This is a genomic window from Photobacterium sp. DNB22_13_2, assembly GCF_052873915.1.
Map to the genome: position 1 here is coordinate 142,023 of NZ_JBNNXU010000011.1, position 14,527 is coordinate 156,549.

Annotated in this window: 11 protein-coding genes; 9 read left to right on the forward strand and 2 right to left on the reverse strand. The window is 52.9% G+C overall.

Annotated elements, in window-relative coordinates:
* The first annotated feature begins 207 nt into the window (after positions 1-207).
* From ACVA58_RS16855 to recG, 7 genes are all read left to right on the forward strand, one after another.
* Positions 208-1,071, forward strand: coding sequence for a YicC/YloC family endoribonuclease (locus tag ACVA58_RS16855; protein ID WP_446511534.1), 864 nt, complete (start codon positions 208-210; stop codon positions 1,069-1,071).
* Positions 1,072-1,287: 216 nt separating this feature from the next.
* The gene (locus ACVA58_RS16860; protein ID WP_446511535.1) at positions 1,288-2,826 is read left to right on the forward strand and encodes a GNAT family N-acetyltransferase; all 1,539 of its coding nucleotides are present in this window, start codon (positions 1,288-1,290) and stop codon (positions 2,824-2,826) included.
* 209 nt (positions 2,827-3,035) lie between these two features.
* Positions 3,036-3,662, forward strand: a complete 627-nt coding sequence (gmk, locus tag ACVA58_RS16865) for a guanylate kinase (protein WP_446511536.1) — start codon at positions 3,036-3,038, stop codon at positions 3,660-3,662.
* Positions 3,663-3,715: 53 nt separating this feature from the next.
* Complete coding sequence (gene rpoZ / locus ACVA58_RS16870; protein WP_107349751.1) at positions 3,716-3,991, forward strand: DNA-directed RNA polymerase subunit omega; 276 nt, start codon at positions 3,716-3,718, stop codon at positions 3,989-3,991.
* A gap of 18 nt (positions 3,992-4,009) precedes the next feature.
* Positions 4,010-6,112: a bifunctional GTP diphosphokinase/guanosine-3',5'-bis pyrophosphate 3'-pyrophosphohydrolase gene (gene spoT, locus ACVA58_RS16875; protein WP_446511537.1), complete on the forward strand. Its 2,103-nt coding sequence runs from the start codon at positions 4,010-4,012 to the stop codon at positions 6,110-6,112.
* 78 nt (positions 6,113-6,190) lie between these two features.
* Positions 6,191-6,904: a tRNA (guanosine(18)-2'-O)-methyltransferase TrmH gene (trmH, locus tag ACVA58_RS16880; RefSeq protein ID WP_446511538.1), complete on the forward strand. Its 714-nt coding sequence runs from the start codon at positions 6,191-6,193 to the stop codon at positions 6,902-6,904.
* Positions 6,905-6,931: 27 nt separating this feature from the next.
* A complete protein-coding gene (recG, locus tag ACVA58_RS16885) occupies positions 6,932-9,013 on the forward strand; it encodes an ATP-dependent DNA helicase RecG (RefSeq protein WP_446511539.1) in 2,082 nt (693 codons plus the stop codon).
* 120 nt (positions 9,014-9,133) lie between these two features.
* On the opposite strand, the gene envZ is transcribed toward recG, so the two are convergent.
* Both envZ and ompR read right to left on the reverse strand, forming a co-directional pair.
* The gene (gene envZ, locus ACVA58_RS16890; RefSeq protein WP_446511540.1) at positions 9,134-10,498 is read right to left on the reverse strand and encodes a two-component system sensor histidine kinase EnvZ; all 1,365 of its coding nucleotides are present in this window, start codon (positions 10,496-10,498) and stop codon (positions 9,134-9,136) included.
* Between the two features lie 3 nt (positions 10,499-10,501).
* Positions 10,502-11,221: an osmolarity response regulator transcription factor OmpR gene (gene ompR / locus ACVA58_RS16895; RefSeq protein WP_107349746.1), complete on the reverse strand. Its 720-nt coding sequence runs from the start codon at positions 11,219-11,221 to the stop codon at positions 10,502-10,504.
* Between the two features lie 327 nt (positions 11,222-11,548).
* Here ompR and greB point away from each other — a divergent pair, with 327 nt between their 5' ends.
* Both greB and ACVA58_RS16905 read left to right on the forward strand, forming a co-directional pair.
* Positions 11,549-12,019 (forward strand): transcription elongation factor GreB, encoded by a 471-nt coding sequence (gene greB, locus ACVA58_RS16900; protein WP_446511541.1) that lies wholly within the window; start codon positions 11,549-11,551, stop codon positions 12,017-12,019.
* A 113-nt stretch (positions 12,020-12,132) separates the two neighbouring features.
* The gene (locus tag ACVA58_RS16905; protein ID WP_446511542.1) at positions 12,133-14,475 is read left to right on the forward strand and encodes a Tex family protein; all 2,343 of its coding nucleotides are present in this window, start codon (positions 12,133-12,135) and stop codon (positions 14,473-14,475) included.
* Positions 14,476-14,527: the final 52 nt, after the last annotated feature.

Below are 14,527 nucleotides of genomic sequence, written 5' to 3' on the forward strand. Positions count from 1 at the left end.
GCACGCGAAACCCAACCAGCATGATTTTTCCCGTATCGAGTGCGGGCAGAGTCGTCATATACCCAAGTTACTTGGGTATATGCTTAAGGCTAAGTATACTCTTGGCATCCGGATAACTGCGCACCACCTCCACGTTATGACGGTGGCTTGCCACAGGCAACCCACCCAAAGCAGTTATCAACCATCACTATTAGAGGCCACTAGCCAATGATTCATAGCATGACCGCCTACGCCCGTCGCGAAGTTAAAGCCGATTGGGGTACTGCCGTATGGGAAATCCGCTCGGTAAACCAACGCTACCTGGAAACTTACCTGCGTATGCCAGAGCAGTTTCGCAGCCTAGAGCCTGTTCTGCGTGAGCGTTTTCGCAAGCGTCTGGCCCGCGGCAAGGTTGAATGCAACCTACGTTTCGAAGTTAACCCAGCCGCCAATACCGAGCTGAAAATCAATGAAGGCCTGGCCAAGCAGGTGATCAATGCAGCCAAGTGGGTAAAAGAGACAGCCGGTGAAGGTAATGTTGGCCCGTTCCAGGTATTGAACTGGCCGGGTGTGATGGAAGCGCCGGAACAAGATCTCGATGCTATCAACAAAGATTTGCTCAATGCATTTGACAGCACAGTTGATGACTTCATCGCCGCCCGTGCTAGCGAAGGCGAGAACATGAAGGCGCTTATCGACCAGCGTCTTGAAGCCATTTCGGTCGAAGCGACCAAGGTTCGCAGCATGATGCCAGAAGTCATTAAATGGCAACGTGAACGCATCATGACCCGCCTGGAAGAAGCCAAGGTCGAGCTTGATGCTAACCGCATCGAGCAAGAGCTGATCATGTTGGCGCAGAAGAGCGACGTAGCCGAAGAGCTAGATCGCCTTGACTCGCACGTCAAAGAAACCCAGAAGATCATGAAGAAAGGTGGTGCCTGTGGCCGTCGTCTCGACTTCATGATGCAGGAATTCAACCGCGAGTCGAACACCCTGGCCTCAAAATCAATCAACACCGAGATCACCGCTGCCGCCGTTGAGCTGAAAGTGCTTATCGAGCAGATGCGCGAGCAGATCCAGAACATAGAATAAAGCTCCCCTCTACACTAAACGAACAACAAATGCCCTGTTAAACAGGGCTTTTTTTTGGTTTCGCACAGAGCAAGTTCGCCATTCCTTTTCTCTTCATCGTACGATATTGAGAGCAATTAAATATTCTCGCCCCCACATCTGTGATACATAATATAAACACCCAGGCAACAACCAATAACGAGATTCAGCCCTCAAACACAGACAGAGATGGTGAGAATGGATACCAATACCCCTTTGCTAAACCTTCGTGCAATTGAGCCTAGTGATTATGACGAGCTGGCTGCGTTAATGGATTTGGTCTTTGCCGATGTCGGCGGAGCATGGCCGCGAATGACTATTATGGATTTGATCCATCAATTTCCTGATGGTCAAATCTGTATTGAAGACAGCGGAAAAATTGTCGGGGCCGCTCTTACCATCAAGGTCAACTACAACCGATTTTCTCTCAACCACGCTTACACCGACATCATCAGCGATAAAAATGTGATCCAGCATCAAGCAACGGGGGATGCGCTCTACGGGTTGGATGTGTTTGTCCACCCGGATTACCGCGGACTTCGCCTAGGAAGGCGACTCTACGATGCACGCAAAGAGCTCTGCCGCAGTGCCAACCTCAAGGCCATCTTGGCCGGCGGCCGTATTCCCGGCTACCACAAAATCGCCGCCCAATTCACCGTCATCGAATACATCGAAAAGGTCAAACGCAAGGAAACCCACGACCCTATCCTGTCGTTCCAGCTTGCCAATGATTTTGATGTAAAACGACTAATGAAGAATTACCTGCCAGAAGATGCCAAGTCATGCGGCTACGCCACTTTGCTGGAATGGGACAATGTGTTTTATGACGAGGAAATGCCGTCTGCTATTGAATCCGAAAAGAAAATGGTCCGTATTGGCATCGTCCAATGGCAAATGCGAAAGATGGTTTCGCTCGATGACCTGATCGACCAGGCTGAATTCTTTGTCTCATCACTGTCAAACTACCAGGCGGACTTTGCGCTATTCCCTGAGTTTTTCAATGCCCCGCTGATGGGGCTCAGGGCCGATCTGAGCCCGGTTGAGGCGATCCGTTTTCTGAGCGAGTTTAGCGAGGACATCAAACTGCGGTTTTCCCAAATGGCGGTCACTTACAACATCAATATCATTTCAGGCAGTATGCCGGTGCTGGAGAATGACCGTCTCTATAATGTCTCTTACCTACTGCACCGTGACGGTTGTATCGATGAGCAATACAAAATCCATATCACCCCACACGAGCAAAAAGATTGGGTCATTGATGGCGGTGACAAGGTAAAAGTTTTCGATACCGATGCCGGACGGGTCGGCATCCTCATCTGCTACGATGCCGAGTTTCCCGAACTGGGCCGGATGCTAGCAGAGCAAGGCGTCCAAATCATGTTCGTGCCCTTTTGGACAGACACTAAAAATGGTTATTTGCGAGTTCGTTTGTGTGCCCAGGCGAGGGCTATCGAAAATGAATGCTACGTCGCACTCGGTGGCAGCGTCGGTAACCTACCACGGGTCAATAATGTCGATATTCAATATGCCCAGTCCGCGGTCTTTTCACCCTCGGACATCTATTTCCCCCACGATGCCACCATTACCGAGGCCAGCGCCAATACAGAGATGATCATCTTTGCCGATGTCGAACTCGATAAGCTCAAGTACCTCAATACCGAGGGGTCGGTCACAAACTTGCGCCATCGTCGGCTCGATCTCTATGGCGGCTTTACCCGACCAAAAAAAAACAAGTAAAGTAATGGCATGGGTCACACGATATTTCACCATTAAGATCGAGATAACCTGAAATAAGGTTATCTCGGCAACACTAAATTCAACTAGGCTTAGTTTATTGGCTTTCTGATCGTAGACAAAAAGTTGAATTTTCAAGCAGCCAGCTAATTTCTTTTGCACGCGGATCATGATAATCTGCGCGCCCTTCTATCACTGAGTGAAAATAGGCAATGAGCAAAGGTACTCTATACATCGTGTCGGCCCCAAGCGGTGCTGGTAAATCAAGTTTGATTAACGCCCTTCTTGAAACAAACCCGACCTATGACATGAAAGTATCCGTCTCTCACACCACGCGTGGTATGCGTCCGGGTGAGCAGCACGGTGTTCATTACAATTTTGTCAGCGTAGAAGAATTTACTGAACTCACAGAAAAAAGTGCATTTTTAGAGCACGCTGAAGTCTTTGGTAACTTCTATGGCACCTCTCGCCTTTGGATTGAAGAGCAGCTAAACAAAGGAATCGACGTATTCCTCGACATCGACTGGCAAGGTGCGCGTCAAATCCGCAAGCAGATGCCACAAGCGAAAAGTCTGTTTATTCTGCCTCCGTCAAAAGAAGAGCTGGAACGTCGCCTGAATGCCCGCGGTCAAGATAGCGAAACTGTTATTGCCCGTCGCATGCAAGAAGCCCGCGCTGAGATCTCTCATTACAACGAATACGATTACGTGATCGTTAATGATGATTTCGATGCTGCTTTATTGGATTTTAAAGCCATCATCCGCGCTGAACGATTGAAGCAAGACAAACAAGCTGCTAAATATAACAGCATGTTGAATGCGCTACTGGCAGAACAGTAAGTATTTTTGTACAATTTTCCCTCTTTACTTATAGATAACCACTGGAGTCCTCCATGGCACGCGTAACCGTTCAAGACGCTGTTGATAAAATTGGCAACCGTTTCGATCTGATCCAAATTGCTTCACGCCGCGCTCGTCAAATGCAAACTGGCGGTAAGGATCCACTGGTACCTGAAGAAAACGACAAGTACACAGTGATCGCACTTCGTGAAATCGAAGAAGGCCTAATCACTAAAGACATCCTTGATGCTCGCGAGCGTCAGGAACTTCAAGAGCAAGAAGCAGCAGAGCTAGCAGCTGTTAGCGCTATTGCCGGCGACAACCGTTAATTCAGGGAACCGGGCGAATTGTATCTTTTTGATAGCCTGAAAGAAGTCGCGATCGAATACCTGCCTGAGTCTCAGATAGAGGCGCTCAGGCAGGCATATTTAGTTGCGCGTGATGCCCATGAGGGGCAGACTCGCTCCAGTGGCGAACCTTACATCATCCATCCCATTGCTGTTGCCCGTATCTTGGCCGAAATGCGCCTCGACTACGAAACCTTAATGGCGGCCCTCCTCCACGATGTCATTGAAGATACCGAGGTCACCAAAGACGATCTCGACAGTCGCTTTGGCTCCACCGTGGCCGAGTTGGTTGACGGGGTCTCCAAACTGGACAAGCTGAAGTTCCGCGATCGCAAAGAAGCGCAAGCCGAGAACTTCCGCAAGATGATCATGGCCATGGCCCATGACATCCGCGTTATCCTCATTAAGCTGGCCGACCGTACGCACAACATGCGCACCCTGGGTGCCCTGCGTCCGGATAAACGTCGCCGAATTGCCCGCGAGACGCTGGAGATCTTCTCTCCGCTAGCGCATCGCTTGGGTATCCACAATATCAAAACCGAACTGGAGGAGCTGGGTTTCGAAGCCCTGTATCCGAACCGCTACCGTGTTTTGAAGGAAGTGGTGGCTGCCGCACGGGGTAACCGCAAAGAAATGATTAATAAAATCCACGCCGAAATTGAGGGTCGCCTCAAAGACGCGGGGATTGAAGGCACGGTGCAAGGCCGCGAGAAAAATCTGTACTCCATCTACAACAAGATGAAGAACAAGGAGCAGCGCTTCCATTCGATCATGGACATCTACGCTTTCCGCGTATTAGTCAAAGATCTGGATACCTGCTATCGCGTACTGGGACAGGTCCATAACCTGTACAAGCCCCGCCCGAGCCGGATGAAAGACTATATCGCGATCCCAAAAGCCAATGGCTACCAGTCGTTACATACCTCACTGGTAGGCCCGCACGGGGTACCGGTGGAAGTTCAGATCCGTACCGAAGATATGGATCAGATGGCCGACAAAGGTGTCGCTGCCCACTGGGCCTACAAAGACGGTGAGAGCTCTGGCACCACAGCGCAGGTTAAAGCCCAACGCTGGATGCAGAGCCTGCTTGAGCTTCAACAAAGCGCCGGTAGCTCGTTCGAGTTCATTGAGAACGTAAAATCAGATCTGTTCCCGGATGAGATTTACGTCTTTACGCCGAAAGGCCGGATTGTTGAATTGCCTGTCGGGGCTACCGCCGTCGACTTTGCCTACGCAGTCCATACCGATGTCGGTAATGCCTGTGTTGGTGCCCGTGTCGAGCGCCAGCCTTATCCGCTGAGCAAACCGCTGAAAAACGGCCAGACCATTGAGATCATCAGTGCACCGGGTGCACGCCCGAATGCCGCTTGGCTCAACTATGTGGTAACTTCCCGCGCTCGCACCAAGATCCGTCAGGTGCTCAAGACCATGCGCCGCGAAGAATCCATCACCCTTGGCCGCCGTCTGCTCAACCATGCCCTAGGTGCTATCAACATCGACCAGATTGATGAAGATAATTTGCATCAGGTACTGACTGACCTGCGCCTCGCAAGCCTCGAAGACTTACTGGCCGAAATAGGTCTGGGTGAGTTGATGAGTGTGGTCATTGCCCGCCGCCTACTCGGCAGCGCCGATGAGCTGACAACCAAAGAGTCTGATCAACGCCTGCCAATTCGCGGCGCTGACGGTATCTTGTTGACCTTTGCCAACTGTTGTCACCCTATCCACGGTGATCCAATCATGGCACATGTCAGCCCGGGTAAAGGCTTGGTGATCCACCGTGAGGAATGCGCCAACATCCGTGGTTACCAGAAAGAGCCGGACAAATACATGGCGGTTGAGTGGAGCGAAGACTTCGAGCAGGAGTTTGTCACCTCGCTCAAGGTCGACATGCAAAACCACCAAGGCGCACTGGCCGACTTGACCAATACTATTGCGGCAACCGGATCAAATATCCAGGGGCTGGCAACGGAAGAAAAAGACGGTCGCCTGTATACCATTACCGTGCGCCTGACCACCAAGGGACGAATCCATCTGGCCGATATCATGCGCCGGATCCGAGTCATGCCCAATGTAGTGCGTGTTTCACGCCAGAAAAATTAATCGCGCCAGCATCTCGCTTGGCCCGTCAATAATAAAAAACGCCCGTTCTCGGGCGTTTTCTTTAGGTAACAAAGAACAATGAGCCCAGAACGCTTCCAACGTATTCACGAGGTCCTTGCCACCCGCCAACCTGACTTGACGGTGTGCATGGAAGAAGTCCACAAGCCGAATAATGTCTCGGCAATTGTCCGTACCGCCGATGCGGTGGGGATCCACAAGGTCCATGCCGTGTGGCCTAAAGATGGCATGCGGATGCTAGCTCATACCTCAGCAGGCTCGCGTAACTGGGTCGAACTCGAGACCCACGACTCGATGATCAATGCCGTCAGTACGCTGAAAGCTCAGGGTATGCAGGTATTGGCAACCAACCTATCCGACACCGCGATTGATTTCCGTGAAGTGGACTACACCAAACCAACAGCCATTATCTTAGGTGGCGAGAAAAATGGGATCACCGCTGAAGCGCTGTCGATGGCCGATCAGGATATCATCATCCCTATGGTAGGTATGGTACAGTCATTGAACGTCTCGGTTGCCAGCGCCCTGATCTTGTATGAAGCACAGCGCCAACGCCAGAACGCCGGTATGTATAACAGGGAAAAAACCCCGTTGCCCGATGAAGTGGTTCACCGCATTTTGTTTGAACGCGGCCATCCAGTGCTGGCCAAGGTTGCCCGCCGCAAAGGGCTGCCTTATCCACCTCTGGACGAGAACGGCCAAATTGCTGCCGATGAGCAGTGGTGGGGCATCATGCAGGCCACTGAGCCTAAAAAGAAAAAGACCTTACCATAAACGGATGTAGCCATAACGGATGAAGCAATGAGCGGACAACTTCTCGATACCATTGCCCTGACCGAGCTGTCGGGGGTCGGTGCCAAAATGGCAGAAAAACTGGAAAAAATCGGCCTGCATACGGTACAGGATCTCCTCTTCCACCTACCGCTCCGCTACGAAGACCGCACCCGGATCTGGCCAATTGCCAGTGCCATGGCCGGCCAGCACCTGACGATTCAGGGCGAGGTCCTCAGCAGCAACATCGCCTTTGGCAAACGCCGAATGCTGACAGTAAAAATAAGCGATCAGAGCGGTAGCGCCACCCTGCGCTTTTTCAACTTCAATGCAGCGATGAAAAACAGCCTGAGCGAAGGCAAGCAGGTCAAGGCCTACGGCGAAATCAAGCGAGGCAAGTACGGGCTGGAAATCATTCATCCCGACTACAAGGTTTTCTCCGAGCCCACCGAGTTAAGCACCGAAGAAACCCTAACGCCGGTCTACCCGACCACTGACGGCCTACGCCAGCTGACCCTGCGCAACCTGACCGACCAAGCCATGCGCTTACTCGACAAATCCGCGGTGCGCGAGTTGCTACCGGAAGGCCTGTACGACCGCCAGATGACCCTGTCTCAAGCGCTGCACGTGATGCACCGGCCAACCCCAGATGTGTCTCTCGATCAGTTAGAGGAAGGCAAGCACCCGGCCCAGCAGCGCCTGATCCTCGAAGAGCTATTGGCACAGAACCTATCAATGCTGGCCGTTCGTCATAAAAGCCAGCGTCATGCCGCCTGGCCACTTGCCGAGAGCAATACGCTCAAAAACAAGCTGCTGGAAAGCCTGCCGTTCAGCCCAACCGGAGCCCAGCAACGGGTGGTGGCCGATATCGAACGCGATCTTGCCGTACCGCACCCGATGATGCGACTGGTTCAAGGGGATGTCGGCTCGGGTAAAACCCTGGTCGCCGCCCTAGCCGCACTACGTGCCATCGAGCATGGCTATCAAGTGGCCCTGATGGCACCGACTGAATTGCTGGCCGAACAGCATGCTATCAACTTTGCCGCCTGGCTCAACCCAATGGGTATTGAAGTCGGCTGGTTAGCCGGCAAACTCAAAGGCAAGGCCCGCGACAAAGAGCTAACCCGGATCGAAAGCGGCGAAGCCAAAATGGTGGTAGGCACCCACGCCCTATTCCAGGAGCAAGTGGCATTCAATAACCTCACTTTGGTGATTATCGACGAACAGCACCGCTTCGGGGTTCACCAGCGCCTTGAACTACGGGAAAAAGGAGTCAACGGTGGCTGCTACCCGCACCAACTGATCATGACTGCCACCCCGATCCCACGTACCTTGGCGATGACCGCCTATGCGGATTTGGAAACTTCAGTCATTGATGAACTACCACCGGGGCGTACCCCGATCCAAACTGTGGCTCTGCCCGATTCACGCCGCCAAGAAATCATCGAGCGCATTCGCTCAGCCTGCCTCAATGAAGGTCGCCAGGCCTACTGGGTCTGTACCCTGATTGATGAGTCCGAGGTACTGGAAGCCCAAGCGGCATCCGATACCGCCGACGAGCTGACGGCACAGTTGCCGGAACTCAACATCGGTTTGGTCCATGGCCGGATGAAACCAGCAGAAAAACAGCAAGTAATGAAGCGCTTCAAGGATGGTGAGTTACATCTGCTGGTTGCCACAACCGTTATCGAAGTGGGCGTAGACGTCCCCAATTCCAGCCTGATGGTCATTGAAAATCCCGAGCGACTCGGGTTGGCCCAGCTTCACCAGCTACGTGGACGGGTTGGCCGTGGCAATGTCGCCAGTCACTGTGTGCTGCTATACCATGCCCCGCTATCGAAAACGGCACAGAAAAGACTTGGTGTGCTGCGTGAAAGCAGCGATGGCTTTGTAATTGCCCAGCGCGATTTGGAAATTCGAGGTCCCGGCGAACTACTCGGTACCAAGCAGACCGGTGTTGCCGACTTCAAAGTTGCCGATCTAGTCCGTGACCAGCACCTGATCCCGCAAGTCCAGAAACTGGCCCGCTACCTGCACGACAACTACCCGGACAACGCCAAGGCGATTATCGATCGCTGGCTCGGCCAACGGGAAAACTATTCTAATGCATAATGTCGAATGCCTAGCGCAGGCCTAATACCCAGTAAGACCATACAATAGGCAATAAAAAAGCGAAGGTGATATCACCTTCGCTTTTTTTACGTTCGCAACCTTGTTTCAGGCGAGCAACTATTACTTTTTGACCGGTAACTTCTTGACGAGCAAGGGCAAGCTGATCTGTACCCGCAGGCCACCTTCGCGGCGGTTTGATACCTGAATGACCCCTTCGTATTGGTCGATGATACGTTTGACTATCGCCAGTCCCAACCCGGTTCCTTCAGTATCCGTACCACGTGCCGTGTCACCACGGGTCAGCGGTTGGAACATCCTAGCAACCTGATCGGGATCAATACCGGGACCATCGTCCTCGACACAGAACCACGCACTCTTGCGATCCGCAGCCGTACCGCTGGATATCTTGACCCAACCATTACCATAACGCTGGGCATTGACCACCAAGTTGGCAATCGAGCGTTTAATCGAAACCCCATTACCGGTAACGACACCGGGGATCTCGGTCAGCTCAAGCTCAACTTGCCGCTCATAGCCCCCTTCGGCTTCCGCGACTTCTTCCAGCAAATAGTTAAGTTCCAGCTCTTCCTCTGCCTGCTTCTTGGTTGACTTGAGGTAGTCCATAAACTGGCTGATGATCTCATTGCACTCCTCGGTGTCCTTAATCATGCTCTCGGCCAAGTAACCGTCTTCCGGTGACATCATTTCGGTCGCCAAGCGGATCCGAGTCAATGGAGTACGCAAGTCGTGACTCACCCCTGCCATCAGCAGGGCACGATCATCCTCAAGCTGCTTGATACCCGCCGACATCCTATTGAAAGCCTTGGTCACAGCGCGAATTTCCGATGCCCCACGTTCAGGTAACACCGGAGGCGTTTCGCCCCTAGCCACCTGCAAGGCAGCTTGTTCCAGTGCCACCAAAGGTCGGTTCTGGATCCGGATAAACAACCAGCCGCCCGCTATCACCATGAAGGCAATGATCAGGCTATAGTGGAACAGCGGCGAGAAATCATCTTCCTGCAACTCAGAGAGCGGGATCCGCATCAGGTAGCCGGGTATCGACTCACTTTTCAGCCACAGTACATAACTGTCTGCCCCCAGTACCAATCGGACTTCCGTCGGCGATTCCAGCTCCTCGGTCATCTCCTCACTGAGATACTCAATCACTGTCGCCTTGGAAAACTCCTGCAGTTCCTCATCATGGATCGGATCAGTCCCGCCTTCAGCATGCAAGGTCACGCCCAGTTGCTCGAGCAGCTGTCGGCGCAGCGGCGTATCCAGATGGAAGGTGTTGCCGTCAGCCAGCTCCACATCCTCCTTGAGCATCAAGCGCACTTCATAGGCAAGAATCCGGTTGAACTGCTGCAGGCTCGGCAGTAAGGCGTAGTTGAGGACAGCCAGGTATGAAAAAATCTGGCTGGCTATCAGCAAGCCAGCCAGAAGGATCAGTGTCCGGGTAAAGGTACTGCGTGGCGACAGTCGCATGGCTTACGCCTCGCTACCATCCGGGACAAATACGTAACCCAGTCCCCAAACGGTCTGGATGTAGCGCGGACGGCTTGGGTCTTCTTCAATCATTCGGCGCAGACGCGAGATCTGAACGTCAATCGAGCGCTCCATTGCCGAATACTCACGGCCACGGGCCATATTCATCAGCTTGTCACGGGACATCGGCTCACGGGCATTGGTAACCAATGCTTTCAATACCGCAAACTCACCCGAGGTCAGTGGCATTGACTCTTCGCCACGGAACATTTCACGGGTACCCAGGTTCAGGCGGAATTCACCGAACTCGATAACCTTGCTGTCGACACTCGGTGCGCCCGGTGCTTCCACTGTCTGGCGGCGCAATACTGCACGGATACGGGCCAGCAGTTCACGCGGGTTGAATGGTTTAGGCAGGTAGTCGTCAGCACCAACTTCCAAACCGACAATACGATCTACTTCGTCACCTTTGGCGGTCAGCATCAAGATTGGCAGCATGTTGTTGGCATTACGTAAACGACGGCAAATCGATAGGCCATCTTCACCCGGTAGCATCAAATCCAAAACCATCAGGTGGAAAGTCTCACGGGACAATAAGCGGTCCATTTGCTCACCGTTGGCCACGCTACGCACTTGGAATCCCTGCTCTGACAGGTAACGCTCCAGTAGCGCGCGCAAACGCATGTCATCATCAACAACTAGAATCTTATAATTTTCCTGCATATCTCACCTTACTTGCATCGACCAAAGTTATCGTGCTTTGGGCGTATTTTACTCGACGTACCCAGCGGTTAGCTGAAAATTGCCGCTAAAATAACCACTAAATTGTTACCGTTTATGTCAAAAGCGCCAGTTTTCTGGTGGTTTGCTCTGTTACCGTAACAACGGTCTTTGTTTACCTACCTTTTAAACTAACCTAAATTCAATGAACTATCCAAAACAATACGCAATCTGAGTGGCTGAGACTTGATCTGTGCCTCGCACCGAACGACTATGTGAAACAAGAGAGACATTCAGTTTCAGCAACCCGATAGACAACCGGATCCAGCAATGAAAACCAACCTCATTACCCGCGAGGGATATGACAAGCTTAAACGTGAACTCGACTTCCTGTGGAAGGAAGATCGCCCCGAGGTCACTAAAAAGGTCACGTGGGCAGCCAGTCTAGGCGACCGCTCGGAAAATGCTGACTACCAGTATAACAAGAAGCGCCTGCGTGAAATTGACCGCCGAGTTCGTTATCTGCGCAAGCGCCTGGAGCAAGTAAAGGTGGTCGACTACTCGCCACAGCAAGACGGCAAAATCTTCTTTGGCGCTTTTGTCGAAATTGAAAACGACGAAGGCGAGACCAAAGCTTTCCGTATTGTCGGCCCGGATGAGATCTACGGCCGCAACGACTACATCTCGATTGATTCCCCCATGGCCCGCGCCCTGTTGAAAAAAGAAGTCGATGACGAGGTAGAGGTCAACACACCGGCAGGCAAAAAAGAGTGGTTTGTCAACAGCATCCGCTATCAGTAATGGCAGTTTGATAACGCTGTCAGATACTGACAGATCGCTAACACACAATGCCTTGCCTGCCCTCCAATCGCCCGTAGAATGGGCTTATACAAGACAACAAGAGAAATGAACGGATGAGCAATACGATCAACCAGTTGATTGCCAACGAGCTGAATGTTCGCCAGGAACAAGTTACAGCCGCAATCACTTTGCTCGATGATGGTAACACCGTGCCTTTCGTGGCCCGTTACCGTAAGGAAGTGACCGGCGGACTGGACGATACCCAGCTCCGCAACCTCGAATCGCGCCTTGGCTACCTACGCGAGCTCGAAGATCGCCGTCAGGTGATCATCAAATCCATTACCGAGCAGGGCAAACTGACAGCCGCGCTCGAAGCGGCTATCAACGATGCCGACAGCAAGACCCGCCTGGAAGATCTCTACCTGCCTTACAAGCCCAAGCGCCGTACCAAAGGGCAAATTGCCATTGAAGCCGGTATTGAGCCTCTGGCCGACTCGTTATGGGCCGATCCAAGCCAAACGCCGGAAGAAAGCGCATCAACCTATATCGATGCCGACAAAGGCTTTGCCGATAGCAAAGCCGTGCTCGACGGTGCCCGCGCCATCTTGATGGAGCGCTTTGCTGAAGATGCCGCGTTACTGGAGAAAATTCGCCGCCACTTGCTATCTCAGGCCGAGCTGACCTCTCGGGTTGTTGAGGGCAAGGAGCAAGAAGGTGCCAAGTTCAAAGATTACTTCGAGTACAGCGAAGTGTTCAAGAACATCCCATCCCACCGTGCTTTGGCTCTTTTCCGTGGCCGTAACGAAGGCTTCTTGCAAATCAGCCTCAATGCCGATCCGGGCCAGGACGAAGGCGTTCGCGGCTCCTACTGCGAAGTAATGATTGCCAACCACCTCAAGGTGACCTTGGGAACCCAACCAGCCGATACCTGGCGCAAGCAAGTGATCAGCTGGGCATGGCGGATCAAAATTGCCATGCACCTGGAAACCGAGCTCATGGCTGCGCTAAAGGAAAAAGCCGAAGACGGCGCGATGCAGGTGTTTGCCGACAACCTAAAAGACTTGCTGATGGCAGCCCCTGCTGGCCCACGCGTGACACTGGCGCTGGATCCGGGCTTGCGTACCGGCTGTAAGGTCGCAGTTGTCGATAGCACCGGCAAAGTCCTTGATACTGCGACAATCTATCCACACACCGCCCGATCCCGTGTTGCCGAAGCCGAAGCAACCTTGCTGGCACTGTTTAGCAAGCATGATGTCGATTTGATTGCGATCGGCAACGGCACTGCTTCACGTGAAACAGACAGCTTTGTTGCCAACCTGCTCAAGGATAATAACCTCAAAATCCAGAGCGTGATGGTGAGCGAAGCCGGAGCATCGGTCTATTCAGCCTCCGAGCTGGCCGCCAACGAATTCCCGAATCTGGACGTGTCACTGCGTGGCGCTGTCTCTATCGGCCGCCGCCTGCAGGATCCGCTGGCCGAGCTGGTGAAGATCGATCCGAAATCTATCGGTGTCGGCCAGTACCAGCACGATGTTAGCCAGAGCATGCTGGCTAAACGACTGGATGCAGTAGTCGAGGACTGTGTAAATGCCGTGGGTGTTGATGTGAACACCGCTTCACCCGCCCTGCTAACCCGTGTCGCAGGCCTGAACGGAACCATTGCGCAAAATATTGTCAGCTACCGTGATGAAAACGGTCGTTTCGAAAGTCGAACCACACTGAAAAAAGTGTCGCGCCTCGGACCAAAGGCGTTCGAACAGTGTGCCGGCTTCCTACGCATCATGGGTGGCAAGAACCCACTCGATAGCTCGGCGGTTCACCCAGAATCCTACGCCGTGGTCAAAAACATGGCTGCGGCCAACGACAAAGCGCTCGATGCGATCATCGGCAACAGTGAGTTCCTGCGTACGGTCAAGGCCGCTGACTACACCGATGAAAAGTTTGGCCTACCGACAGTCACCGATATTATCAGCGAGCTCGATAAACCGGGCCGCGATCCGCGTCCTGAATTCAAAACGGCCACCTTCGCCGAAGGGGTCAACGAGGTCAAAGATTTGATCCCAGGCATGGTGCTAGAAGGGGTGATCACCAATGTCACCAACTTCGGTGCCTTTGTCGATGTCGGTGTCCACCAAGATGGCCTAGTGCATATCTCAGCACTGTCGGACAAGTTTGTCTCCGACCCACGCGAAGTGGTCAAGGCCGGCGATATCGTTAAGGTCAAGGTGATGGAGGTGGACTTACAGCGCAAGCGGATCGGCATGTCGATGCGCCTAAGCGACGAGCCAGGCCAAGACAACAAGCCTGCTCGTAAGCCACAGGGCGAGCGTTCACAAGGCAACCGTCCACAGGGCAATCACCAGCCACGTCAGCGTCAGAACAAACCGGCAGACAATGGCAACAACGCGATGGGCGGTGCTTTCGCTGCCGCTTTTGCCAACGCCAAGAAGAAATAATCAGAGGCTAACCTCTGGATATAAAAAAGAGCCAGCATTCTCATGCTGGCTC

What these genes read in the sequence shown, in the direction of transcription:
- ACVA58_RS16855 (WP_446511534.1), top strand. Translation starts at nt 208, where the DNA reads ATGATTCATAGCATGACCGCCTACGCCCGTCGCGAAGTTAAAGCCGAT.
- ACVA58_RS16860 (WP_446511535.1), top strand. Translation starts at nt 1,288, where the DNA reads ATGGATACCAATACCCCTTTGCTAAACCTTCGTGCAATTGAGCCTAGT.
- gmk (WP_446511536.1), top strand. Translation starts at nt 3,036, where the DNA reads ATGAGCAAAGGTACTCTATACATCGTGTCGGCCCCAAGCGGTGCTGGT.
- rpoZ (WP_107349751.1), top strand. Translation starts at nt 3,716, where the DNA reads ATGGCACGCGTAACCGTTCAAGACGCTGTTGATAAAATTGGCAACCGT.
- trmH (WP_446511538.1), top strand. Translation starts at nt 6,191, where the DNA reads ATGAGCCCAGAACGCTTCCAACGTATTCACGAGGTCCTTGCCACCCGC.
- recG (WP_446511539.1), top strand. Translation starts at nt 6,932, where the DNA reads ATGAGCGGACAACTTCTCGATACCATTGCCCTGACCGAGCTGTCGGGG.
- envZ (WP_446511540.1), bottom strand. Translation starts at nt 10,498, where the DNA reads ATGCGACTGTCGCCACGCAGTACCTTTACCCGGACACTGATCCTTCTG.
- ompR (WP_107349746.1), bottom strand. Translation starts at nt 11,221, where the DNA reads ATGCAGGAAAATTATAAGATTCTAGTTGTTGATGATGACATGCGTTTG.
- greB (WP_446511541.1), top strand. Translation starts at nt 11,549, where the DNA reads ATGAAAACCAACCTCATTACCCGCGAGGGATATGACAAGCTTAAACGT.
- ACVA58_RS16905 (WP_446511542.1), top strand. Translation starts at nt 12,133, where the DNA reads ATGAGCAATACGATCAACCAGTTGATTGCCAACGAGCTGAATGTTCGC.